Annotated in this window: 20 protein-coding genes; 9 read left to right on the top strand and 11 right to left on the bottom strand. The window is 62.8% G+C overall.

What is annotated here, in order from left to right; translation table 11 throughout:
• Positions 1-56: 56 nt before the first annotated feature.
• Genes NR164_RS00690 through NR164_RS00670 form a run of 5 tightly spaced genes read right to left on the bottom strand, consistent with a single transcriptional unit; the run spans position 57 to position 5,463 of the window.
• Positions 57-872, bottom strand: coding sequence for a CoA ester lyase (locus NR164_RS00690; protein WP_256822080.1), 816 nt, complete (start codon positions 870-872; stop codon positions 57-59).
• Between the two features lie 14 nt (positions 873-886).
• The gene (locus tag NR164_RS00685) at positions 887-2,083 is read right to left on the bottom strand and encodes a CaiB/BaiF CoA-transferase family protein (RefSeq protein WP_256822079.1); all 1,197 of its coding nucleotides are present in this window, start codon (positions 2,081-2,083) and stop codon (positions 887-889) included.
• 9 nt (positions 2,084-2,092) lie between these two features.
• Entirely contained in the window at positions 2,093-3,442 is a 1,350-nt protein-coding gene (locus NR164_RS00680; protein ID WP_256822078.1) for an MmgE/PrpD family protein, read from the bottom strand.
• Positions 3,443-3,452: 10 nt separating this feature from the next.
• A complete protein-coding gene (locus NR164_RS00675) occupies positions 3,453-4,616 on the bottom strand; it encodes an acyl-CoA dehydrogenase family protein (protein ID WP_057004641.1) in 1,164 nt (387 codons plus the stop codon).
• A gap of 28 nt (positions 4,617-4,644) precedes the next feature.
• Entirely contained in the window at positions 4,645-5,463 is an 819-nt protein-coding gene (locus tag NR164_RS00670; RefSeq protein WP_177031460.1) for a MaoC family dehydratase N-terminal domain-containing protein, read from the bottom strand.
• A gap of 229 nt (positions 5,464-5,692) precedes the next feature.
• Here NR164_RS00670 and NR164_RS00665 point away from each other — a divergent pair, with 229 nt between their 5' ends.
• From NR164_RS00665 to NR164_RS00650, 4 genes are all read left to right on the top strand, one after another.
• The gene (locus NR164_RS00665) at positions 5,693-6,583 is read left to right on the top strand and encodes a LysR family transcriptional regulator (RefSeq protein WP_256822077.1); all 891 of its coding nucleotides are present in this window, start codon (positions 5,693-5,695) and stop codon (positions 6,581-6,583) included.
• 33 nt (positions 6,584-6,616) lie between these two features.
• Positions 6,617-7,105: a GFA family protein gene (locus NR164_RS00660; RefSeq protein WP_256822076.1), complete on the top strand. Its 489-nt coding sequence runs from the start codon at positions 6,617-6,619 to the stop codon at positions 7,103-7,105.
• A 94-nt stretch (positions 7,106-7,199) separates the two neighbouring features.
• The gene (locus NR164_RS00655; protein ID WP_256822075.1) at positions 7,200-9,023 is read left to right on the top strand and encodes a serine hydrolase; all 1,824 of its coding nucleotides are present in this window, start codon (positions 7,200-7,202) and stop codon (positions 9,021-9,023) included.
• A gap of 18 nt (positions 9,024-9,041) precedes the next feature.
• The gene (locus NR164_RS00650; protein WP_256822074.1) at positions 9,042-9,833 is read left to right on the top strand and encodes a MipA/OmpV family protein; all 792 of its coding nucleotides are present in this window, start codon (positions 9,042-9,044) and stop codon (positions 9,831-9,833) included.
• A 108-nt stretch (positions 9,834-9,941) separates the two neighbouring features.
• On the opposite strand, the gene NR164_RS00645 is transcribed toward NR164_RS00650, so the two are convergent.
• From NR164_RS00645 to NR164_RS00635, 3 genes are all read right to left on the bottom strand, one after another.
• On the bottom strand, positions 9,942-11,216 hold the full coding sequence (locus tag NR164_RS00645; RefSeq protein WP_079444012.1) for an ATP-binding protein: 1,275 nt from the start codon (positions 11,214-11,216) through the stop codon (positions 9,942-9,944).
• On the bottom strand, positions 11,217-11,924 hold the full coding sequence (locus NR164_RS00640; protein ID WP_017846464.1) for a winged helix-turn-helix domain-containing protein: 708 nt from the start codon (positions 11,922-11,924) through the stop codon (positions 11,217-11,219).
• A gap of 171 nt (positions 11,925-12,095) precedes the next feature.
• A complete protein-coding gene (locus tag NR164_RS00635; RefSeq protein ID WP_017846465.1) occupies positions 12,096-12,698 on the bottom strand; it encodes a tRNA-(ms[2]io[6]A)-hydroxylase in 603 nt (200 codons plus the stop codon).
• 149 nt (positions 12,699-12,847) lie between these two features.
• Between NR164_RS00635 and NR164_RS00630 the strand changes: the two genes are divergently transcribed.
• Complete coding sequence (locus tag NR164_RS00630; protein ID WP_017846466.1) at positions 12,848-13,711, top strand: universal stress protein; 864 nt, start codon at positions 12,848-12,850, stop codon at positions 13,709-13,711.
• 3 nt (positions 13,712-13,714) lie between these two features.
• On the opposite strand, the gene NR164_RS00625 is transcribed toward NR164_RS00630, so the two are convergent.
• On the bottom strand, positions 13,715-14,185 hold the full coding sequence (locus NR164_RS00625) for a DUF1289 domain-containing protein (RefSeq protein ID WP_256822073.1): 471 nt from the start codon (positions 14,183-14,185) through the stop codon (positions 13,715-13,717).
• A gap of 396 nt (positions 14,186-14,581) precedes the next feature.
• Here NR164_RS00625 and acnB point away from each other — a divergent pair, with 396 nt between their 5' ends.
• Positions 14,582-17,182, top strand: a complete 2,601-nt coding sequence (acnB, locus tag NR164_RS00620) for a bifunctional aconitate hydratase 2/2-methylisocitrate dehydratase (RefSeq protein ID WP_017846468.1) — start codon at positions 14,582-14,584, stop codon at positions 17,180-17,182.
• Between the two features lie 51 nt (positions 17,183-17,233).
• Here acnB and NR164_RS00615 read toward each other — a convergent pair whose 3' ends face one another.
• Positions 17,234-18,886 (bottom strand): SulP family inorganic anion transporter, encoded by a 1,653-nt coding sequence (locus NR164_RS00615; RefSeq protein ID WP_256822072.1) that lies wholly within the window; start codon positions 18,884-18,886, stop codon positions 17,234-17,236.
• Between the two features lie 143 nt (positions 18,887-19,029).
• Complete coding sequence (locus NR164_RS00610; protein WP_057004649.1) at positions 19,030-20,307, bottom strand: serine/threonine transporter; 1,278 nt, start codon at positions 20,305-20,307, stop codon at positions 19,030-19,032.
• A gap of 486 nt (positions 20,308-20,793) precedes the next feature.
• Between NR164_RS00610 and NR164_RS00605 the strand changes: the two genes are divergently transcribed.
• The 3 genes from NR164_RS00605 to NR164_RS00595 all read left to right on the top strand — a co-directional run bounded on the left by NR164_RS00605 (position 20,794) and on the right by NR164_RS00595 (position 23,611).
• Entirely contained in the window at positions 20,794-21,318 is a 525-nt protein-coding gene (locus NR164_RS00605; protein ID WP_017846471.1) for a cysteine hydrolase family protein, read from the top strand.
• A 142-nt stretch (positions 21,319-21,460) separates the two neighbouring features.
• On the top strand, positions 21,461-22,414 hold the full coding sequence (locus NR164_RS00600; protein ID WP_046383648.1) for a 2-hydroxyacid dehydrogenase: 954 nt from the start codon (positions 21,461-21,463) through the stop codon (positions 22,412-22,414).
• Between the two features lie 129 nt (positions 22,415-22,543).
• Positions 22,544-23,611: a phosphotransferase family protein gene (locus NR164_RS00595; protein WP_046383649.1), complete on the top strand. Its 1,068-nt coding sequence runs from the start codon at positions 22,544-22,546 to the stop codon at positions 23,609-23,611.
• The last annotated feature ends 10 nt before the right edge of the window (positions 23,612-23,621 follow it).

The raw sequence follows: 23,621 nt of genomic DNA, 5'->3' as shown, positions 1-23,621 counted from the left end.
GAACGCCAACCCGAACGAAAATGCAGATCCTCTCTCGCTTCTGGCTTCGGCTGCGGTCAGCGCTGGGCGGCGAGCAGCCGTTGTGCGCGCAACAGAACCGGGGCATCCACCATCTGCCCATCGATCTGATACGCGCCTGCCCCGTGTGCTCCGCCCGCCACCACGCGCTTGGCCCAGGCCAGGTCTGCGGCGCTCGGTGCCAAGGCCGCATGGATCACCGCCACCTGCCGGGGATGGATGCACAGCGCGCCGGCAAAACCCATTTCATAGGCATGCCGGATCGAGCGGCGCAGGCCTTCGGGGTCGTCGATGGACGGGTGGACGCCGTCCAGCGGGGCCACCAGGCCGGCGGCGCGGGAATGCACGATCAGCGCCAGGCGCGCCTGGTCCAGGGCAAAGTCAGCCGCTGGCGAAGGGCTGCTCAGATTCAAGTCGAGCGCCAGGTCCAGGCCGCCGAACGACAGGCGCTCCACCTGCCGCGCATGGGCAATCGCGGCCACCGCCAGCAGGCCCTTGGCGCTTTCGATAATCGGCCAGATCCGTTTGCCGGCGGCGGCCACCACCGCGACCTGGGCGGCACTTTCGACTTTCGGCAGCAGCACGCCCGCCACGTTTGCATGGGCGTTGCAGAACGCCACATCGTCAGCGTGTTCGGCGTGCTCCGGCGCGTTGATCCGCACCCACACCCGGGCGTCGGGGTTGGCGCACAAAAACGCGCCAAGGTTCTCCCGCGCCTGCCGCTTGAGCGGCTCTTCTACCGCGTCTTCAAAATCCACAATCACCGCGTCGGCACCGCTGGCCAGCGCTTTGGAAAACCGCTCCGGGCGGCTGCCGGGAACGAACAGGGCTGAACGAACTACAGGCGTTGGCATCACCACACTCCTTGTCAGATAACGCCGCGCGCGCGCAGGTCGTCGATGGTTTCGCCCGAATAACCGAGCTGATCGAGAATGCCCTGGCTGTGCTCGCCTAACGCGGGCACCGCATCCATGCGCGGGCTGAATGCCGTATTGCGCGCTGGCGGCAACAGCGCTGGCAGCGGACCGGCCGGGCTCGCGACTTCGCGCCAGCTGTCACGTGCCTTGAGTTGCGGGTGGTCCCACACGCCGTGCATATCGTTGACGCGGGCACTGGCGATCTGCGCATGTTCCAGGCGCTGGATGACGGCCTCGGCGTCGAGCCGGGCGAAGCTGTCGACGATGATCCGGCGCAGCGCCTCGCGGTTGGCCGAGCGCTTGAAGTTGGCGCAGAAGCGCTCGTCCGTGGCCAACGCCGGGGTGAGCAGCACCTTGTCGCAGAACGCCGCCCATTCGCGCTCGTTCTGCAAGCCGAGCATCACCGTACCGCCGTCGCCGGTGGGAAACGGTCCGTAGGGATAAATCGTCGAATGCGCCGCCCCGGCACGCGGCGGTGGCGGTGCTCCGTCGAAGGCGTAGTACATCGGGTAGCCCATCCACTCCACCAGGCTTTCCAGCATGCTCACGTCGATACGGCTGCCCTCGCCGGTCTTGCCGCGCAACAACAGCGCCGAGAGGATGCCGCTGTAGGCGTACATGCCGGCGGCGATGTCGGCGATGGAGCAACCGGCCTTGGCCATCTGGTCGTCAGCGGGCCCGCCGGTCACCGACAGAAAGCCGCCCTCGCTCTGGATCAACAGGTCATAAGCCTTCTTTTGCGCGTAGGGCCCGCCTTCGCCATAGCCGGAAATATCGCAGACGATCAAGCGCGGGAAGCGCGCATGCAGCGTCTCGAACGACAGGCCCATGCGCGCCGTCGCACCGGGTGCGAGGTTCTGCACCAGTACATCGGCGTCGGCGAGCAAGCTGTCGAGAATGGTGCCCGCCGCGTCTTGCTTGAGGTCCAGGGTCAGGCTTTCCTTGGAGCGGTTGGTCCACACGAAATGCGACGCCAGGCCGCGCACGCGTTCGTCATAGCCACGGGCGAAGTCACCGCTGCCGGGGCGTTCGATCTTGATCACACGCGCGCCGAGATCGGCCAATTGGCGTGTGCAAAAGGGTGCGGCAATCGCATGTTCCAGGCTGACAACGGTGATACCGTCCAGCGGTCGTTGATTAGCAGTCATGACGATTCCTCAAAGCCAGTGGGCCATGCACGGGGTGTTGCGCAACTGCCAGACCTTGGCGATCAACGCGTCGGCCTCGGCCGGGGTGCGTGCGCCGCTGAACTGGCTGAGGCGCTGGAATTTATCCGCCAGCTCGGCGCGGCTGAGGCTGTTGCCGGGGTCGCCCTTGGGCTCGTCGATAGCGCCGTGCAGCGTGCGGCCATCCTCGGTGGTGACGGTGACGCGGCCCAGCCAACGCTGCGGATAGGCGTCGTCGACTTCGCGATCGAGGGTCATGCTGACCTTGTCGCGAAAGGCCGAGACGGCGGGATCGCTCAGTGCCAGCGTGTGGAACTCAACCAGCCCGGCCTTGCCATGCACGGCGATCAGGCCCAGCACGGTGCCCATGGAGAACTTGGCCTGGTGAACGCTGGCCGGCGTAGTGACGCGCCCCAGCACATCGATGGCGCCCTGATGCACGCGGGTCTGCACCTTGGCGATCGCGGCGGCATCGAGGCCTTCACGCTGCATCAACTGCAGCAACGCATCGGCGGCAGGATGGGTGTGGCGACACGAGGCATGGAACTTGAACGAGGTTTCCAGCAGCGCCCAGCGCCAGCCGAGGTCGGCGGACAGCTTGTGCGGTTCGGCATCGCTGGACATCCCGGCCGCCAGGCCCTGGTCGCCTTCGAGGATATTGCGCGCGCCCGTCAGCCCGTCCGCCGTCAGGTACGCGGCGAGCAAGCCATCCGCCGCCGCCTTGGCCGTGTGCAATTGCTTGGAGTCGGCGGCATCGCGCAAAAACTCCCACAGCCCGGCAGCCTGGGTGCCGGCGCTGCCGAGCAGGTTGATGAATTGCTCCTGATCGAACCCCAGCAATTTGCCCACGGCCACCGCCGCCGCCAAGGTGCCGACGGTCGCGGTGGTGTGGAAGATGCGGTAGTGGGAACGGCCCATGAATTCGCCGATGCGAATTCCGGCTTCATAACCGGCCACCGCGGCCAGCAGCAGTTCACGGCCGGATTTGCCGAGGTCCTGGGCTGCCGCCAGGGCCGCGGGAAAGACCACCGTCGCCGGGTGCAGCACCGAACTGTTGTGCAGGTCATCCTGCTCCACCAGGTGCGACGAGGCGCCGTTGACCAACGCGGCGAAATACGCGCTGCTGCTGCGGCCATTGACGATCACCTGCGCCGGGCCGCTGCTCGGCCCCATTTTCTGCGCGTAGCGTTCAAATAGCGGGATCGGGTGCGCGCCCTGGCTGGCCAGCGCCGACGCCAGCCAATCGAGAAAAAGGTCTTCGGTGCGCGCCAGCACCGGTTCGGGCAACTGCGCATAGGTCAATTCGGCGAGGAACCGACACAGGGCTTGGGTATGGCTCATGTTCAGGCCCTCAGAAACTGCGTGGCAGCTCGAGCAAGTGCTCGGCCACGTAGGACAGGATCAGGTTGGTGGAGATCGGCGCCACCTGGTACAGGCGGGTCTCGCGGAATTTGCGTTCCACGTCGTACTCGCAGGCAAAACCAAAGCCGCCGTGGGTTTGCAGGCACGCATTGGCCGCCTCCCAGGACGCCTTGGCCGCCAGGTACTTGGCCATGTTCGCGCTGGCCCCGGCAGGCGCGCCACGGTCGTATTCCTCGCAGGCACGCCAGCGCATCAGGTCGGCCGCTTCGATTTCGATATGCGCTTCGGCAATCGGGAACTGCACGCCCTGGTTCTGCCCGATGGGCCGGCCGAACACCACACGGTCGCGGGCATAGGCGCTGGCCTTTTCGATAAACCAGCGACCATCGCCGATGCACTCGGCGGCGATCAGGGTGCGCTCGGCATTCAGGCCGTCGAGGATGTACTTGAAGCCCTTGCCCTCTTCGCCGATCAGGCTGTCCAGAGGCAGTTCGAGGTTGTCGAAGAACAGCTCGTTGGTTTCGTGGTTGACCATGTTGGCGATGGGTTGCACGGTCAGGCCGTTGCCGATCGCCTCGCGCAGGTCCACGAGGAAGATCGACATGCCTTCGGACTTTTTCTTCACGTCGGCCAGCGGCGTGGTGCGCGCCAGCAGGATCATCAGGTCGGAATGCTGCACCCGCGAGATCCAGACTTTCTGGCCGTTGATTACGTACTTGTCGCCGCGCTTGATCGCGGTGGTCTTGATCCTGGTGGTGTCGGTGCCGGTGCTGGGCTCGGTGACGCCCATCGATTGCAGTCGCAATTCGCCGCTGGCCAGCTTGGGCAGGTAGAAGCGTTTTTGCGCGGCGCTGCCGTGGCGCAGCAGGGTGAACATGTTGTACATCTGGCCGTGGACGGTGCCGGAGTTACCGCCGCAACGGTTGACCTCTTCAAGGATCACCGACGCTTCAGCCAGGCCGAGGCCGGAGCCGCCGTACTCTTCCGGGATCATCGCCGACAGCCAGCCGGCGGCGGTCAAGGCCTTGACGAAGGCATCGGGGAACGCTTTTTCTTCGTCGATCCGACGCCAGTACGCCGCATCGAATTCGGCGCACAACGCGCGCACGCCTGCGCGGATGGCATTGAGTGCTTCATTGTCATTCGGGTTCATTAACGGCTCTCCGCCTGTTGTTCTGGTGTTATTCGAAATGCACACGGGCCTGCTGGGCCAAGCCATCGTGATTACCGGCCCACAGTTCTGCCACGCCGGCTTGGCTGATACGCCCGGCGACTTCAAACGGTTGCGCAGCGATCAGCGGGCGCACGCCGCGATAGTCGAAACGGCGCACCGTGGCGCGGGGATGGGCCCGACAAAAGGCGCGCAGGCTCAACGTGGCGATCAACGGCCCATGCACCACCAGGCCCGAATAGCCTTCCGTGCCGGTGACGTAGGGATAGTCGTAGTGAATGCGGTGGCCGTTGAAAGTCACGGCGCTGTAGCGGAACAGCAGGGTCGGCGTCGGCTCGATCGCTTCGCACCACTCACCCGCCGCCAGCGCCGCGCCGTTGCCCGGCTTGGGTGGGGTCGGTTCGCGGTAGACGATGTCTTGTTCTTCGCGGATCGCCAGGCGGCCGTCCTGGGTGTAGTCATGGCGCACGGTGACAAACAGCAACGCACCGGTGCGGCCGGTCTTTTCTTCGACCTGGGTGATGGTCGACACACGGCTGGCCGCCTCGCCGGCGCGCAGCGGATGCAAGAACTCGAGACGCCCACCGGCCCACATGCGATTGCGGTTATCCGCCGGCGGCAGGAAGCCGCCACGGGCCGGGTGGCCGTCGGTGCCCAGGGCCGATTCCGGCAGCGGGTCCTGGAAGAAACACCATTGCCACAACAGCGGCACCGCCGCGCCGTGTTCGGGCACGGGCTCGCCGAATGTCGCGGCGATGCGTGTGAGCAGGTTGTGGCTCAGGTGGTCGTGGGCAGTTTCGCTTCGGCCGATCCAATCAGTGGCGCTCATCGGGTGCAGGTCCTCGGGCTGTGAATGTGTGCCCCGGATCATGCAAGCGCCCGACCGTTCTGAGAATTTGCATTTCAATAAGCCAGCGTTCGGCTATGCTGAACGCCACGCATTGATGGGCAACGGGCTCGCTTCGGTTGGTTGGCATTTTCATCGCCGGCACACTGTCAGCGCAGGCAAGCCCCGCACCGCCGCTGCACCGAACAGCCCTGTCCACCCCGGAGCCGCCATGCACTTCGATCTCGCCGACCTGCGCCTGTTTATCCATATCGCCGAATCACCCAGCCTGACCCAGGGCGCCAAGCGCGCCTTCCTCTCGCCAGCGGCTGCGAGTGCGCGCATCAAGGCCCTGGAAGGCCAGTTGGAAACACGTCTGTTGTACCGCGACAGCCGCGGCGTAGAGATCACCCCGGCAGGCGAGCGGCTGCTGCACCATGCGCGGCTGATCATGCGCCAGGTGGACTACCTGAAAAGTGAGTTCACCCAATACGGCGTCGACTCTGCCGGACATATCCGCATCTTCGCCAACACCACGGCGGTCACTGAGTTTCTTCCCGAAGTGTTGGCCGGTTTCCTCTCCCAGCGGCCCGGTGTCACTGTCGACCTGCAGGAGCGCCTGTCCCGCGATATCGTGCGCGGCGTGCTCGATGGCACCAGCGACATGGGCATCATCGCCGGTCCCGTGGAAGCCGCGGGCCTGCAGGTGCTGCACTTCAGCACCGATAAACTGGTATTGATGGTGCCCGTGGGCCACCCCTTGGCGGACCAACCCTCGGTGACGCTGGAACAGACCCTCGCCTACCAGCATATCGGCCTGCACGAAGGCAGCACCTTGCTGAGCTTCCTGCGCGAGCACGTCGAGCGGGTCGGCAAGCAGTTGTCGCTGCGCATCCAAATGTCGAGTTTCGAGGCGATCTGCCGGATGGTCGAGGCGGGCGTGGGCATTGGCATCATCCCGGAATCCGCCGCCTTGCGGCACAGCCGGACCATGCAGTTGGTGGCGGTGAAACTGGATGAGCCGTGGGCGATTCGCGAACGCAGTATCCTGGTGCGCGAGCTGGAAGCGCTGCCGGGGACCATTCGTGCCCTGATCGCGACCTTGATGCCACAAAGCGCCTAGACTCCAGAGTCACCTTGCCAGAGGAGACTGCCCATGCAACTCGAAGGTTCCTGCCATTGCGGCGCTGTGACGTTCAGCCTGACCAGTGCCCACCCCTACCCTTACCAGCGCTGCTATTGCTCGATTTGCCGCAAGACCCAGGGCGGCGGCGGTTACGCGATCAACCTCGCGGGCGACAGCAACAGCCTGAAAGTGCGCGGGCGCAAGCTGATCTCGATCTACCACGCCAGGCTCAAGCCCGAAGGCGCCAGCCGCGCCCATGCCAGCAGCGCCGAGCGGCATTTCTGTTCACAATGCGGCAGCGCGCTATGGCTGTTCAGCCCGCAATGGCCGGAGTTGATCCATCCGTTTGCCTCAGCCATCGACACACCGTTGCCGGTGCCGCCGCAGCACACGCACCTGATGCTCGGTTCCAAGGCGCCCTGGGTCGAAGTCAGCGTGCGCAAGGGCGACCTGCAGTTCGATGACTACCCGCAGGAATCGATCGCGCAGTGGCATGAGCGGTTGGGGTTGGTGCGTTAACAGTCTTTGACAGTTTTCCGACAAAGCTTGCAAAGATTGTCGGACAGCCCTTCCCTAGCATTCGAGCATCCAAACAGCCATCTGGGTGCTCTTCATGTTTCGCACATTGCGCGGTATTCCGCTGCTGGGCTGCCTGCTCGGCAGTATCGGTTGCCATGGCCAACCGCCTGCCCCGCCGCCGATCCCCAAGGGTGACTACAACGCGATCATTCGCTATCTACAAACCCGCATTCCGTGGGAGATGGCCCGGGAGCAGGTGCCCGGGCTGTCCATCGCCCTGGTCAATGGCCAGGAGTTGATCTGGGCCAGTGGTTTCGGCGTGGCCGACAAGGCCCGGGGCGTACCGGTGACGCCGAATACGGCGTTTCGCGCCGGCGCGATCTCCAAGCTCCTCACCGCCGCCGCCGCGCTGCAGCTGGTGGAACAACAGCAACTGGCGCTTGACGCACCGATCCAGCAAACCTTGCGCGAGTTCTATGTGCGCTCGCGCTTCCATGACGAGCAGGCCGACGCCGACCGCGCCATCACCCTGCGCCGCTTGCTCAGTCATCAGTCGGGCTTGCCCAGCGAACACCTGCGCGGCCTGCGCAACACCTTCGCCATGGGCCAGATGCCAATGCGTATGTCGGGCGTGTGGCTGAGCACCCCGCCGGGTTCGCAGGTGGCCTACTCGAATCTCGGCTATGCGCTGGTGGGCGCGGCTATCGAACGCAGTAGCGGCAAGGCATTCGAGACCCAGTTGCAAAACAGCCTGTTCAAACCGTTGAAGATGAACCAATCGAGTTTTGTCGGCGTCGGCGCACACGTGGCCCACCGCGCGCTCGGCTATCAGGACGGCAGCGCCAGCACCGACGCCCAGGTGCGCGACCTCGCCGCCAGCGGCTTGTGGACCAGCCCCAAGGACCTCAGCCGCTACGTACAGATGCTGTTCGCCCAAGGCCTCTACAACGACACCCGCGTAATGGACCGCGCCTCCATCGAGCAGATGTTTACCCAACAAAATATCGGCAACGTGCTGGACTTCGATTGCCAGATGGGCCTGGGCTGGTTTCTCTCGCCCTGTGGCGACAAGCCGGTCAGCCCCGGCATACGCACGTTCCAGCACAGCGGCGGGGGCGACGATTTTGCCGCGCAGGTGACGGTGCTGCCGGACCAGCAGTTGGCAGTGATCATCATGGCCAACGACAGCAACGCCGAAGACATGGTGGTCGCGCTGAGCACCGACACCCTGCGCCTGATGCTCCAGGCGCAAACCGGCGCGCCGGTATGCGCCGACGACTGCCAGGCGCCCAAGCACGGGGGCAAGTTGCGCCAGGTGCCCGCCGCCATCGACCGTAAGCGCCTGGCCGGGTTCTACGCCACGGCCTGGGGCGTATTCCGGATCAGGGATACCCCTACGCGATTGTCCGGTGAGTTGGCCGGATACACCTTCGAACTGCTGCGCGATGAAGACGGCTGGTTGCGCGCGCAGCAAAAAGTCCTGGGGTTCTGGCTCAAGGATCTCGGCGGGCTGGGCCGCGTGCAACTGGACGTGGTGACGGTGCAAGGCCGGCAGATACTCACCGCGCGCAGTCACGGCCAGCGGGTGGCCGTGGGCGAACGCATCGACCCGCTGCCCCTGCCACTGGCCTGGGCCGACACCGTCGGCACCTATCAAGTGCTCAGCACCCACGAACCCGACGCGCCACTCAGCGGCATCAGCGTGCGCCTGGAAGAAGGCTTCCTGGTGATTCGCGGCCAACTGCACGACAAGCCGCTGACCGATTACATCCTGCTGCCCGTGGACAACGCCCATGCCGTGCTTGCCGGCAACGGCTATGGCCTGGGCGACACCGTCAGCCGCCAGGTCAACGGCCTCAGTGCCTCGGGCTACGCCTTCAAACGCACGCACGCGCCCCGTAAACCCTTGATTTTATAACCACGGATGAACCTCCTTATGCGCTCGAAACACCTTTGCCTGTCCATCACCTCAGTGTGCCTGTTGGCAGGTGCCGACACGGTGCTGGCACAGGACTGGACATACAGCTTGAAAGCCGGCGTAGCCAGCATGCCCCGGTATAGCGGCAGCGATGAACGCAGGACCGAACCGCTGCTCGGCGGCGCCATCGTCAGCCCCTGGGGGATTTTCCTCGACTCCGACAAGGGCCTGGGCTGGCGTTATAAAGACGATGCCCTGAGCTTCAGCGCATACGTCGGCGCGAGCGCCTCACGCATGGACAAAAACGAACGCCTGCGCGCCGGCTCGAAACGGCTCAAGGGCATGGGCGAAATCAAATCACGCACGCAATTGGGCGTGAGTGCCAGCTATAACTTGGGCGGCGTGATTGTCGGCGCCACCTTGGAACATGCACTCAAGGAAGATGATCACAAAGACAGCGGCAAGGCATTTACCCATCTGGAACTGAGCGTTGGCACCAACCTGTATGACGGGCGCTATGGCGTGATCGACGCCAGCCTCAGCAGCCACTTTGGAGACCGTGACTACCTGCAGACCTGGTATGGCGTGACCACCGGCCAGGCGGCACAGAGCCGCTTCAAGGCCTACAACGCGGACGGGGGCAATATCAGCAACGGCATGAGCCTGACATGGAGCGTGCCGATCAGTGAGCACACCCAGTTCTCGACCTTGCTGGATGTGCAGTACCTGGCGAATGAAGCGGGCAACAGCCCGATCGTGGAGCGGCGGTTGCAGACATCGGTGATGGGTTCGCTGAAGTACAGCTTCTGATCCGACAACCCGATTGAAACGACAGAAGGAGCCAACCGTGGCGAGGGCGCTTGCTGCGGTTGACTGCACAGCGGTCTCCGGTTTTTTAACCATTACCCCCAAAAAGCCTTATTCGGTATACGCCCAACTCATCCGAAACGACGCCCCGCCCCACTCCGAATCGAATACCTGGACCTGCCCGCCATGCCATTGGCAAACCCGCTGCACCAGCGCCAGGCCGAGGCCGAAGCCGCCGGTGCGGCGGTCGCGGCTGGCGTCGAGGCGAATGAACGGCTGGAAGATCTTCGCCCGGCCTTCCTCGGGGATGCCGGGGCCGTCATCGCACACCCGCACTTCATAACCACTGCCGAACTTGACCAGCGACACTTCCACGCGGCGCTCGGCGTAACGAATGGCGTTGCGCAGCAGGTTGATCACCGCACGGGCCATGAAGCGCGGTTCGATCTGGATAAAATCGACTTCACAGGTACGCAAGGACAACTGCACGCCTTCCGCCTCGGCCTCCAGGGCCACGCTGCCGATCACACTGTCGAGCCAGCTGTGGGCCTCGATATTTTCCTGCGTGACCTGGGTGGCGCCGCGCTCCAGGCTGGCGTAGGTCAACAATTCCGAGACCATTTCCTCCAACTCGCCAAGGTCGGCGTACATGTCGGTGATCAGTGCAAGGCACTGCCGGGGATCGGCCTGTTGTTTGAGCTGGTCGAGCTCGAACGACAGGCGCGCGATGGGCGTGCGCAGTTCGTGGGAGACCGCGTTGGTCAACTCACGCTGGTTGGCGATCAGGCTCTCGATGCGTTCGGCCATCTGGTTGAAGTGCCCGGCCAGTTCGCGCACGGTGGAGCGACGCGGCAACAGGATGCGTGAGCCGAGGTCGTTATCGCCGAAGCGCTGGGCGGCCAGGCGGATATGCTCCAGGTCGCGCCAATGCGGGCGCACCCAAAAATACAGCACGATAGCCAGGCACAGCCCGAGAAGAACATAGGCCCAGAGGTATATCTTGGGTTCTTGCGGCAGTTTGATTTCCAGCAACTGCGCGCCACCGTCGATAGGAGTGATGAACTCGCTAAAGTCACCACGCACCAACAGCGAGCCGTCGGTCAGGAGTTTTTGTTCACGCTCGGTCAGCGCCAGAGCGTCCTTTTCAATCAGCTTCAGGTGCAGCCCATAATGGCGTTGCAACTCAGCCAAGCGGGCTTGCCGCGCTTCGCCGAGCAGCGGCCGCAGTTGTTCGACCAGACCATAGGCGGGGCCGCGCAGGATCTCGCGGCTATACGTTTCGTTAGCGTCGGGCAACAACTCGTCGAACGTGTAGTTGACCAGCCAGATCGCTCCCGCCAGGCCCAGGGCCAGAATCACATACAGGCGTAGAAACAGGCGCAGCATCTAGACCTCCCACGCAAACGGATTGAACAGATAGCCCTTGCCCCAGATGGTCTTGATGCACACCGGTTCACGGGGGTTATCGTTGAGCTTGCCGCGCAGTTTGCTGATGTACACGTCGACGCTGCGGTTCAGGCCATCAAAGGCGATGCCACGCATGCGGTTGAGGATGTCATCGCGCGAGAGGATCTTGCCGGCACTGCTGGCCAGCAACCACAACAGTTCGAACTCCATGGTGGTGAGGTCGATCTTCTCGCCGCCCAGGCTGACCACCCGGCAACTGCGATCAATGACCAGGCGCCCGAACTCGATGGCGCCGCGCACCGTCGGCTCTGGCGCCTGGCGCCGTTGCAACGCTCGCAGGCGGGCCAGCAGCACCGGCGGTTTGATCGGTTTGATCACATAGTCGTCGGCGCCGGACTCCAGGCCGAGAATGTGGTCCAGGTCGTCTTCCTTGGCGGTGAGGATCACGATCGGCGTGTCGGACACCGCGCGAATCGCGCGACACACATGCAAGCCGCTCTGGCCCGGCAGCATCAGGTCGAGCACGACAATCTTGGGCTTGAAGTCAAGAAAGGCCGCCAAGGCCGCATCGCCGCGATGCACCGCCCGTACCTCAAAACCGTGCTGTGCCAGAAAGTGCGCGATCAGCCCTGCCAGCTTCTCATCGTCCTCAACGAGCAATACCTTGCCCAGCCCCAGGTTTTCCATAAGTTCTCAGTGCACAACGCGGATTGAAGTGCGCGCATTATAGGTGGCAAGTTGCCCGCCGGCAGCGCTTGACCGGCTACACGCGATGAAGCTTCATGCTTTTAAGAGTTTTTAACAAATAGCCTGCAATTTTTAACGCCGTCACCGGGTGTTGTATGCGCAGCCGTCGCCTCAGGCTGGCACGCCACTGTGAAAGCGGAACTCGACGTCAGGGGACTCGATCAGTTCCTGCTCGGCCGCCCTCACCCGTTCGATCACCTGGGCAATATCCTTGGCCTCGCCATACTGATAAGCCAGTTTCAAGTAACCCTGGTAGTGCCGCGCCTCGCTTTTGAGCAGGCCGAAGTAGAACTTGCCGAGTTCTTCGTCCAGATGTGGCACCAGCGCCTCGAAACGCTCGCAACTGCGCGCCTCGATAAAGGCGCCGACCACCAGGGTGTCCACCAGTTTGACCGGTTCGTGGCTGCGCACCACCTTGCGCAAGCCCGAGGCATAACGCCCGGCGTGCAACTGACGCAGCGCGACCTTGCGCTTCTTCATCAGGCGCATGACCTGTTCGTGATGGACCAGCTCTTCCCGGGCCAGGCGCGACATCATATTGATCAAGTCAACATGGCTGTGATACTTAGCGATCAGGCTCAAGGCAGTGCTGGCGGCCTTGAATTCGCAGTTCTTGTGGTCGATCAGCAGGGTTTCCTGATCGGCCAACGCGGCCTGGACCCAGGCGTCAGGGGTGGGGCAACCGAGGAATTCGTGGATTTCGGGCAGGTTCATCGGGCTCACGGGCAAAGGATCACAAAAGGTCGCCGATTATACCGACCGCGCCGCAGACCACCAGCCACTGGCCTTGATGTGCATCAACATGACGTCTGGCGGGCAGCAACTATAGTTGTTCAACGCCCCCTTTCTGGAGAGTCCCGACCATGCAAGCCATCCGCAGCATCCTGGTGGTCCTTGAGCCCGAGCATTCGGAAAGCCTGGCCCTCAAACGCGCCAAACTGATCGCCGGGACTACCGGCGCGCGCCTGCACCTGCTGGTGTGCGACAAGAAACATGAGCATTCGGCGCTGTTGAGCCTGCTCAAGTCCGGCCTGACCGAAGACGGCTACAGCGTCACCACCGAACAGGCGTGGAATACCAGCCTGCATGAAACCATCATCGAGGTGCAGCAGGCCGAAGGCTGTGGCCTGGTGATCAAGCAGCACTACCCCGACAGCCCGCTGAAAAAGGCGCTGCTGACCCCGGCCGACTGGAAGCTGTTGCGCTACTGCCCGGTGCCGGTGCTGCTGGTCAAGACAGCAACCCCATGGAACGACGGCGTCATTCTCGCCGCCATCGATGTAGGCAATACCGACACCGAGCATCGTGCGCTGCACCACATGATCATCGACTACGGCTTCGACATCGCCAGCCTGGCCAAGGCGTCACTGCATGTCATCAGCGCCCATCCATCGCCAATGCTCTCGGCCGGCGACCCGGTGTTTCAGCTCAAGGAAACCATCGAGGCGCGTTATCGCGAGCAGTGCAAGGCATTCCAGGCCACGTTCGATATCGACGACGCCCACCTGCATATCGAAGAAGGCCCGGCGGATGTGCTGATTCCCCATGCCGCCTACACCTTGAAAGCCGCAGTGACGATCATCGGCACCGTGGCGCGCACCGGGCTGACCGGCGCGCTGATCGGCAATACGGCGGAAGTGGTGCTCGATGCGCTGGAAAGCGATGTGCTGGTGCTCAAGCCCCAGGCACTGACGGATCAACTGGAAAAGCTGGCCAACAAAGCCTGATCGTCAGGCGCCCAACACATCCTTGAGAAACCCCGGCGCGAAATAGCGCTGGTAGTGCGCCTCGGACAGGATGAAAAACTCACGGTCGATGGCATCGCGCAGCTGCGGCAGGTTCCACTCGCGGAACTCCGGCAGCAGCACCATGCCATAGGCCTCCAGGTTGGAAATCACCCGTGCCCCGCGGGCGATCAACTGGTAGGCCCAGCAGTACTCGGACTGGTGCGGCACAAAGCGGATCTTGCGTTGCTCCAGCTGGCTGCGCAGGGTCTTGGGGTCGAAAACCTCCAGCTTGCCGGCCATGACCTGCACCAACAATTGCTCGAGCCGCAGCCACACCGCACGTTTTTCTTCTTCGTTATAGCCGTTCCACTGGATTACTTCGTGGTGGAAACGCTTGCAGCCGCGACACACGAGGTCACCGTAAACCGTGGAGCACAGGCCTACGCAGGGGGTCTTGATGGCTTGGTTGGACATGGGCGGCAACACGCAAATCAGCGAAACAGGGCGCCATGTTAGCCCTTTGTCTAAGGTTGATCACCCAGCAAACTTGGCTTGGCAACTTACGTTTAGAATTTTTTTGCCGTAGAATCATCCGGCCTTATAAGGCGCCAATAATCCGCTGGAAGCTGTTTTCAAAGCGTCACGAGCACAGTCGTTCCTTCAGAACGGTGTTGGCGATGGTCAATGACCCGGCAGGTCAAGCCAGCGCCAACCCTCATCAGCTCCGTTCTGCAGGCGTAAAACTTTGAAAGCAGCTTCTGTGAGGAATGTCGGCAGCGCTGGCTTTGCGGCCCAAAAAGCCCCCGAGCGCATGCGTGCCGTTCATTTCTGGATGAGCGTCCCGTGGGACCACTGATGAGGGTAATAACTGTGCTTGAAGCCTACCGCAAACATATCGAAGAGCGTGCAGCCCTGGGTATTGTTCCCCAGCCGCTTAATGCCGAACAAACCGCAGGCCTGGTCGAGCTGCTGAAAAATCCCCCGGCTGGCGAAGAAGAATTCCTCGTTGACCTGATCACCAACCGCATTCCACCAGGCGTTGACGAAGCTGCCTACGTCAAAGCCGGTTTCCTGTCTGCCCTGGCCAAGGGCGAAGCCACTTCTCCCCTGATCGACAAGAAACGCGCCGTTGAACTGCTTGGCACCATGCAAGGCGGCTACAACATCGTGACCCTGGTCGAGCTGCTCGACAACGCCGAACTGGCGCCTGTTGCCGCCGCTCAACTCAAGCACACCCTGCTGATGTTCGATGCGTTCCACGACGTGGCTGAAAAAGCCAAGGCCGGCAACGCACACGCCAAGGCCGTGATCCAGTCCTGGGCCGACGGCGAGTGGTTCAAGAACCGTCCGACCCTGGCCGACAAGATCAGCCTGCGCGTGTTCAAGGTCTCCGGCGAAACCAACACCGACGACCTGTCGCCTGCGCCGGACGCCTGGTCCCGCCCTGACATCCCGCTGCACGCCCTGGCCATGCTGAAAATGGCTCGCGACGGCATCGTGCCGGACGAGCAAGGCAAGACCGGCCCGATGAAGCAGATCGAAGAAATGCGCGGCCAAGGCTTCCCGATCGCCTACGTCGGTGACGTGGTCGGTACCGGTTCGTCGCGTAAATCGGCAACCAACTCCGTACTGTGGTTCTTCGGCGACGACGTTCCTTACGTGCCGAACAAGCGCGCCGGTGGTTTCTGCTTCGGCAGCAAGATCGCTCCGATCTTCTACAACACCATGGAAGATGCTGGCGCACTGCCGATCGAATTCGACGTCACCAACATGAACATGGGCGACGTGATCGACCTGTACCCGCATGCTGGCAAAGTCTGCAAGCACGGTACCGATGAAGTCCTGACCACCTTCGAAATGAAGACCCCGGTGCTGTTGGACGAAGTCCGTGCCGGCGGCCGTATCCCGCTGATCATCGGCCGTGGCCTGACCGAGAAGGCGCGTGCCGAACTGGGTCTGCCACCGTCCGACCTGTTCAAGAAGCCGGAAGCTCCAGCCGAAAGCACCAAGGGTTTCACCCTGGCACAGAAGATGGTCGGCAAGGCATGCGGCGTGACTGGCGTTCGTCCAGGCACCTACTGCGAGCCTAAGATGACCACCGTGGGTTCCCAGGACACCACCGGTCCTATGACCCGTGACGAACTGAAAGACCTGGCGTGCCTGGGCTTCTCGACCGATCTGGTGATGCAGTCGTTCTGCCACACCGCGGCGTATCCTAAGCCGATCGACGTGACCACCCACCACACCCTGCCTGACTTCATCATGACCCGTGGCGGCGTGTCGCTGCGCCCAGGCGACGGCATCATCCACAGCTGGCTGAACCGCATGCTGCTGCCGGACACCGTCGGCACCGGTGGTGACTCCCACACCCGTTTCCCGATGGGCATTTCGTTCCCGGCCGGTTCCGGCCTGGTAGCGTTCGCCGCAGCCACTGGCGTGATGCCACTGGACATGCCGGAATCGATCCTGGTGCGCTTCAAAGGCAAAATGCAACCTGGCATCACCCTGCGTGACCTGGTTCATGCCATTCCTTACTACGCGATCCAGGCTGGCCTGCTGACCGTAGAGAAGAAAGGCAAGAAGAACGCCTTCTCCGGCCGCATCCTGGAAATCGAAGGCCTGGACAACCTGAGCATCGAACAAGCTTTCGAGCTGTCCGACGCCTCGGCTGAACGTTCGGCTGCCGGTTGCACCATCAAGCTGTCGAAAGAGTCGATCACCGAGTACCTGAACTCCAACATCACCCTGCTGCGCTGGATGATCGGCGAAGGCTACGGCGATGCACGTACCCTGGAACGTCGCGCCCAAGCGATGGAAGCCTGGGTTGCCAACCCGGAGCTGATGGTGGCCGATGCCGACGCGGAATACGCCGAAATCATCGAGATCGACCTGGCCGACATCAAGGAGCCTGTGCTCTGCGCGCCAAACGACCCGGACGACGCCCGTCTGCTGTCCAGCGTTGCTGGCGAGAAGATCGACGAAGTGTTCATTGGTTCGTGCATGACCAACATCGGTCACTTCCGCGCTGCCGGTAAACTGCTGGATCAGGTCAAGGGTCAGCTGCCAACCCGTCTGTGGCTGTCGCCGCCGACCAAGATGGACGCTCACCAACTGACCGAAGAAGGCTACTACGGCATCTACGGCAAGGCTGGCGCGCGCATGGAAATGCCGGGCTGCTCGCTGTGCATGGGTAACCAGGCACGTGTAGAACCGAATTCGACCGTCGTGTCGACTTCGACCCGTAACTTCCCGAACCGTCTGGGCGATGGCGCCAACGTCTACCTGGCTTCGGCCGAGCTGGCGTCGGTGGCTTCGATCCTGGGTCGCCTGCCGACCGTCGAGGAGTACATGGAATACGCCGCGAAGATCAACACCATGGCCAGCGATGTGTATCGCTACCTGAGTTTCGATCAGATCGCCGAGTTCCGTGAAAGCGCTGCAAACGCCAACATCCCGGTGCTGCAAGCCTAAGGGTGTGTTGATGTAAAGGACGCCGCGTATCGCAAGATACGCGGCGTTTTTTTATGCCTGGGGATGGCTGTGCAACGCCAGTTGCACCGCACCATCGACGCTCAAGCCGCTGAGCAACACCTCGGGCGCCTGGGCCTCGGGCAGCGCCTGCAAGACTTCATGGGCGTCATGGCGCACCCGCGCCAGCACCAGTTGCTTACCCTCCCCGCGCACCTGGGCAAAAAAAGCGGCCAGCGCTTCGACGCTGGTGCCGTCGAGGTCGGGGGATTCTTCCAGGCTCAACACCACCGTCTGCGCGGATGACTGACGCATCAGGCGCAGAGCGGCGCCGAGGATGCGCTCGGCATTCGCAAAAAACAGCGCCTCGCTTGGCCGTATGATCAACACGCCGGGAACGGTCAGCGCATCGGCATGGTGTTGACGGTCCACGAAATCATGAGTGTCGCCCAGGCGCCCAAGCACCTGGATATCCGCCGCCGACATCTGGCGCAACATCAACACCACGCTGATCCCGACCGACAACAACAAGCCATCCAGCACGCCGAGCACCAGCACCGCCGCCACCGCACACACCACCAGCAAACGGTCGCGTCGCCACAGGAAGTAACGCCCCAGGGGCTGCAGGCTCAAACCCCGGCCCAGGGCATAGATGACCACCGCCGCCAACACCGGCTCCGGCGTGAGCGCAACATACGGCAGCACCGTCAACACAATCACCAGGATCACCAGCGCCGCGACGATCCCCGCCAAACGCGAATAGGCGCCAGCCGCCTCATTCGCCGAGGTCGCCGAATACCCGGCGCCCGTCGGCATGCCGTGGAACAACCCAGACACCAGGTTGGCCGCGCCCAGCGCCAGCAAGTCGCGGTTGGACGACACCCGGTCGCCGTGCTTGAGAGCGAACGAACTGATGGACCCGTAGGACTCTGCGTACAAAATCATGACCAACGCAAACGCCAACTCACCCAGGCGCAGCCAATCGGCAAACGGCAGTACCGGCAAATGCCCCAGCTCCAGGCGCAGGTCGATCAGGCCGATCAGCGCGACGCCGTGGGCCTGCAGGTTCAGGCCCTGGCCGGCAATAACGCCGAGCACGATCACCACCAGCCCGCCGGGCAGGCGCGGAACGCGGGCGCATAACCACAACACCAGCAAGGCCACCGCAGCCACCAGCGCGGCGGGCCAGTTCCAGTGCGGCAGCTGCTCCAGCAACTGCGGCAGGAAGCGGATCAGGTTGTTATCGGTCAGGTGGACGCCCACCACACTGGCCAGTTGCTTGAGGATGATGGTCAGCGCCAGGCCGAAGGCAAACCCACGCAACACTGGCTTGGCAATAAACGAAGTGACGCCACCGAGCTTGAACAGCCCGGCCAGCAGAAAAAACACGCCAATGATCAGCACCAGCCCGAAGGCCAGGGACAGCCTCAGCGCCGGGTCATCCCCCGCCAGGCTGGCCGTTGCCGCCGCCAACACCGCTGCCGACGACGAAGTCGCCGAGACGATCGCGAAACGGCTGGTGCCGAACAGGCCGTAGCACACCAGCCCGGCAAACAAGGCAATCACACCGGCCTGGGGCGGGAGCGCGGCAATGCTGGAATAGGCCACCGCCTCCGGCAACAGCAAACCGGCAATCGATAAGCCGGCAATTATGTCCTGGGTTCGCTTCGACGCAGCGACAACGGGCGTATCGGTTTCAGTGTTCAATCGGCCCCATCCATCCTGGCTAAAAATGTGTTCCAGCTTAGCGCCCATTGCCGTGCGGCGGTTGCGCCGTGTCAGGTTTTCCGAGCGAAAAAAAGGCCGACTCGCCACGCGTGCGAATCGGCCCTGTTCGGTGCAGCGTGCGGTCAGGAGAGCAGCGAGTAAATCAGCGCAGTAATCGCCACCAGGCCGACCGCCGTGACAAACACGTTGGACGCCTGCCCGCGGTACTTGGCCATCGCCGGCACCTTGCGGATCGCGTACATCGGCATCAGGAACAGGATCGACGCAATGATCGGCCCGCCCAATGTCTCGATCATGCGAAGGATGCTCGGATTGAGCGTGGCGACGATCCAGCACACCACCAACATGAAGGCGGCGGTCATGCGGTCCAGGGTCTTCGGTGCCGGACGCCGGCCGGTTTTCGCGACCAGGCCCTTGAGGCCTTCACTGGCGCCGATGTAATGGCCCAGGAACGACTTGGCAATCGCCACGAACGCAATCAGCGGCGCGGCGAAGGCGATGGTCCGGTTGTCGAAGTGGTTGGCCAGGTACGACAGGATCGACAGGTTCTGTGCTTTCGCTTCAGCCAGTTGCGCCGGCGACAGGGTCAGCACGCAACTGAACACGAAGAACAGCACCATCGCCACCATCAACAGGTGCGCGCGCGACAGGATCTGCGAACTGCGCTCATCGGCATGCGCGCCGTACTGGCGCTTCTGGTCCACCGCAAAGGCCGAGATGATCGGCGAATGGTTGAACGAGAACACCATCACCGGAATCGCCAGCCACAAGGTGTTGAGCAACGCCGAAGGTGCCGGCACCACGTTGGCGGTGCTGAGGATGCCACCGTTCCAGTGCGGGATCAGGTACACCGCCAGGAACAGCAAGGCGACGATGAACGGGTACACCATCAGGCTCATGGCCTTGACGATCGCCTGCTCACCGCAACGCACCACGGCCAGCAGGCCGAGGATCAGCACAAACGCGAGGATCGCCCGTGGCGGCGGCATGATGTGCAACTGGTGCTCCATGAAGCTGCCGACGGTATTGGTCAGCGCCACGCTGTAGATCAGCAGGATCGGGAAAATCGCCAGGAAGTACAGCAAGGTGATCAGCGCGCCGGCCTTGACGCCGAAGTGCTCTTCGACCACGTCGGTGATGTCGGAACCTTCACGGCCGGACAGCACGAAACGCGTCAGGCCACGGTGGGCAAAGAACGTCATCGGGAAGGCCAGCAGCGCCAGGATCACCAGCGGCCAGAAGCCGCCGAGGCCAGCGTTGATAGGTAGAAACAAAGTGCCGGCACCAATCGCCGTGCCAAACAAGCCAAGCATCCAGGTGGTGTCCTGACGACTCCAGCTTGTAAGGATTACAGGTGTCGTGACATAGCGTTCGTCGACGCTATTGGCCTGATCATTCATCCAGTCGGATCTCCGCATTTCCACAGCCGGCACGAGTCAGAAAAACCTGACAGGCAGCGCCCCGGCTATAACAGGGGCGCGATTGTCCGGGATTCTTTTAAATAAGCAAAGGCTTAGCTGAGGAATGGTTAAGCGGTGCAGAGGCTCAAGGACGAGGTTGTCGGCTATTTTTTGCGCGTTTGGCGTGAAGAGCCCCCTGGGTAGTCGCGTGTCAGGCGAGTCCCTTGTGGATGCCCGAAATATCGTCGCGCCTTATAAGAAGTTGCCTGCGACGCTTGACAGCCAAACTTATGCCCCAGCATGATCGGTCATGAACCTTTTTCAGCAGCACCTCACCCGCACCACCACCACGACCGCTTCTGGCGGGTCGTGCGGTTGCTGTGGGTGCTTGAACTAGACACCTCACGGATTCAACCCAAGGCCCCGCCAGCAATGGACGGGGCCTTTTTATTGCGCCGCCATCCGGCACGCGAAAGGAGCAACACCATGGCTGACGCCCTGCTGATCATCGATATGCAAACCGGCCTGTACGCTGGCCCGGAGCACCCCTTCGAACGCGAACGGGTGCTGCAGACCATCAACCAACTGATCGGGCGCGCGCGCCACGCCGGCGCACCGATCTTCGTCGCCCGCCACACGGGCCCGGCGGGCTCCGCGATTGCCGCGGGCAGCCCGTATTGGCAGGTGTGGCATGAGCTGGATGTCGATGAGGCGCGTGACCAGTTCTTCAACAAAACCCGGCCCAGTTGTTTCCTCGGCACCGATCTGGCGCAGCGACTGCGCGCGATGCAGCTCAATGAGCTGGTGATTGTCGGGATGAAAACCCAGTTCTGCATCGATACCACTTGCCGCGTCGCAGTCGAACTGGGGTTCTCGGTGATACTGCCCGAAGACGGCCACACCTGCATGGACACTGCGACGCTGTCGGCGGCGGCGATCATCGAACATCACAATGCCACGTTGGCCGGGGCGTTTGTGCAACGCGTGAGCGCCGCCGCGATCAGTTTCTGACAACGCAAATACCGTAGGGGGCACGCGTCGCCCCCAACACCTGCAAGCTCGGCCCTACGACGATTTTTCTGCCACGGCAAAGCGATTTTGCTGACAAATCCCGCATACTCTTGCTCTCAAAACCTTCAGGAAGAGCCGTCCGATGACAACCACTGTTCTGGTCCTGGTCGAAACCATCAACGAATACCTGCCCATCATCGAAAGCAATGACTTTCATGTGATCCTGGCACCGACGCCCGCCGAACGCGCCCAGGCCATCAAGGCCCACGGCGGGCAGATCAAGGCCGTACTGACGCGTGGCCCGCTGGGCCTGTATGCCGAAGAAATCGCCGCGCTGCCGTTGCTGGAGATCATCTGCGTGATCGGTGCCGGCTATGAGCATGTCGACCTGCAGGCGGCAAGCAACCGCGGGATCGTGGTGACCAACGGCGCCGGGGTGAACGCGCCTTCGGTGGCGGACCACGCCATGGCCTTGCTGCTGTCATTGGTGCGCGGCATTCCGCAAACGGACGCGGCAGTGCGCCACGGCGAGTGGCCCAAAGTGATGCGCCCTTCCCTGGGCGGCAAGCAACTGGGGATTCTCGGCCTCGGCGCGGTGGGCCTGGAGATCGCCAAGCGCGCCGCCCTCGGGTTCGGCATGCAGGTGAGTTACCACAACCGCCAGCCGCGCGATGACGTGGACTACATCTATTGCTCGACCGCCGTGGAGCTGGCACACAGCTCGGACTTCCTGATCCTGGCCACGCCCGGCGGCCCGGGCACGCGCCACTTGATCGATCGGCATGCCCTGGATGCATTGGGGCCGAACGGCTACCTGGTGAATATCGGCCGTGGCAGCGTGGTGGTGACCGCCGACCTGGTCGCCGCCCTGGAACAGCGGCGTATCGGCGGCGCGGCACTGGATGTGTTCGACGACGAGCCCAAGGTGCCCGATGCCCTCAAGCGCCTGAGCAATACCGTGCTGACCTCCCATGTGGCCGGGCTGTCGCCGGAAGCCGCGCACGATACGGTGCAGCGGGTGGCCGACAACCTGCTGGAGTACTTCGCCGGCCGGCCGGTGCTGACGCCAGTCGCCTTGCCCCCGCCCGAAAAATGACCGATCAGGCACGCTGATCATCATCCAACACGCGAACCTATTAAGCCGCCCCGACCTTGTGGCCGGGCGGCTGGGCGCATTAGATTAGCCAATAGTCCGAGGCCTTTAGAATAAGCAGAAGGGATAAGCATGGCGCTGAACGACCAATCGACCCAGATCCGCCCAGGCGAAGAACTTGATGCCAGCCTGATCGATCCCTACCTCAAGGCCCATATCCCGGGCCTGAGCGGCACGCTCAAGATCAGCCAGTTCCCCGGCGGCGCGTCCAACCTGACCTACCTGCTGGAATACCCGGGCCAGGAATTCGTGCTGCGCCGCCCGCCGTTCGGGCACAAGGCCAAATCGGCCCATGACATGGGTCGCGAGTTCCGCATTCTCAATCAGCTGAAAGACGGCTTTCCCTACTGCCCCAAGGCCTACGTGCATTGCACCGATGAATCGGTGATCGGCGCCGAGTTCTATGTGATGGAGCGCGTCAACGGCATCATCCTGCGCTCCGACCTGCCGGCCGAACTGGGCCTGGACGCGAGCAGGACCGAAGCGCTGTGCAAAAGCTTTATCGACAAGTTCGTCGAACTGCACCAAGTGGACTACAACGCCTGCGGCCTGGCCGACCTGGGCAAGCCCGAGGGGTACGTGGAACGCCAGATCCGCGGCTGGAGCGACCGCTACGAAAAAGCCCTGACCCCCGACGCACCTCGCTGGGAGGCCGTGCGCGCCTGGCTCAACGACAAGATGCCGGCCGACCATCCCACTTCCAGCATCGTGCATAACGACTACCGCTTCGACAACGTGATCCTCGACCCGCACAACCCGATGCAGATCATCGGCGTGCTGGACTGGGAGTTGACCACCCTCGGCGACCCGCTGATGGACCTGGGCAACACCCTCGCCTACTGGATCGAAGCCGCCGACCCGGCGCCCGTGCAACTGATGCGCCGCCAGCCGAGCAACGCGCCGGGCATGCTCACGCGTCGCCAGTTCGTCGACTATTACGCCGAGCGCGCCGGCCTTGAGATCGACAATTTCGACTTCTACTACACCTACGGCCTGTTCCGCCTGGCCGGCATCGTGCAGCAGATCTACTACCGTTTTTTCCATGGACAGACCCAGGACAAACGCTTTGCGCAGTTCATTCAGATGAACAAGCTGCTGGAGCAGATGAGCCTGAATGTCATCGGCAAATCCGCCCTCTGATCGACCGAGC

This window comes from Pseudomonas sp. Pse79 (genome assembly GCF_024519615.1).
Classification (GTDB): domain Bacteria; phylum Pseudomonadota; class Gammaproteobacteria; order Pseudomonadales; family Pseudomonadaceae; genus Aquipseudomonas; species Aquipseudomonas veronii.
Note: the sequence above shows the minus strand (reverse complement) of the source record. Positions and strands in the feature narration are given on the sequence as shown.

Excerpts from the sequence above, each read along its gene's own strand:
- NR164_RS00690 (WP_256822080.1), bottom strand. The coding sequence starts at position 872 with ATGCCAACGCCTGTAGTTCGTTCAGCCCTGTTCGTTCCCGGCAGCCGC.
- NR164_RS00685 (WP_256822079.1), bottom strand. The coding sequence starts at position 2,083 with ATGACTGCTAATCAACGACCGCTGGACGGTATCACCGTTGTCAGCCTG.
- NR164_RS00680 (WP_256822078.1), bottom strand. The coding sequence starts at position 3,442 with ATGAGCCATACCCAAGCCCTGTGTCGGTTCCTCGCCGAATTGACCTAT.
- NR164_RS00675 (WP_057004641.1), bottom strand. The coding sequence starts at position 4,616 with ATGAACCCGAATGACAATGAAGCACTCAATGCCATCCGCGCAGGCGTG.
- NR164_RS00670 (WP_177031460.1), bottom strand. The coding sequence starts at position 5,463 with ATGAGCGCCACTGATTGGATCGGCCGAAGCGAAACTGCCCACGACCAC.
- NR164_RS00665 (WP_256822077.1), top strand. The coding sequence starts at position 5,693 with ATGCACTTCGATCTCGCCGACCTGCGCCTGTTTATCCATATCGCCGAA.
- NR164_RS00660 (WP_256822076.1), top strand. The coding sequence starts at position 6,617 with ATGCAACTCGAAGGTTCCTGCCATTGCGGCGCTGTGACGTTCAGCCTG.
- NR164_RS00655 (WP_256822075.1), top strand. The coding sequence starts at position 7,200 with ATGTTTCGCACATTGCGCGGTATTCCGCTGCTGGGCTGCCTGCTCGGC.
- NR164_RS00650 (WP_256822074.1), top strand. The coding sequence starts at position 9,042 with ATGCGCTCGAAACACCTTTGCCTGTCCATCACCTCAGTGTGCCTGTTG.
- NR164_RS00645 (WP_079444012.1), bottom strand. The coding sequence starts at position 11,216 with ATGCTGCGCCTGTTTCTACGCCTGTATGTGATTCTGGCCCTGGGCCTG.
- NR164_RS00640 (WP_017846464.1), bottom strand. The coding sequence starts at position 11,924 with ATGGAAAACCTGGGGCTGGGCAAGGTATTGCTCGTTGAGGACGATGAG.
- NR164_RS00635 (WP_017846465.1), bottom strand. The coding sequence starts at position 12,698 with ATGAACCTGCCCGAAATCCACGAATTCCTCGGTTGCCCCACCCCTGAC.
- NR164_RS00630 (WP_017846466.1), top strand. The coding sequence starts at position 12,848 with ATGCAAGCCATCCGCAGCATCCTGGTGGTCCTTGAGCCCGAGCATTCG.
- NR164_RS00625 (WP_256822073.1), bottom strand. The coding sequence starts at position 14,185 with ATGTCCAACCAAGCCATCAAGACCCCCTGCGTAGGCCTGTGCTCCACG.
- NR164_RS00610 (WP_057004649.1), bottom strand. The coding sequence starts at position 20,307 with ATGAATGATCAGGCCAATAGCGTCGACGAACGCTATGTCACGACACCT.
- NR164_RS00605 (WP_017846471.1), top strand. The coding sequence starts at position 20,794 with ATGGCTGACGCCCTGCTGATCATCGATATGCAAACCGGCCTGTACGCT.
- NR164_RS00600 (WP_046383648.1), top strand. The coding sequence starts at position 21,461 with ATGACAACCACTGTTCTGGTCCTGGTCGAAACCATCAACGAATACCTG.
- NR164_RS00595 (WP_046383649.1), top strand. The coding sequence starts at position 22,544 with ATGGCGCTGAACGACCAATCGACCCAGATCCGCCCAGGCGAAGAACTT.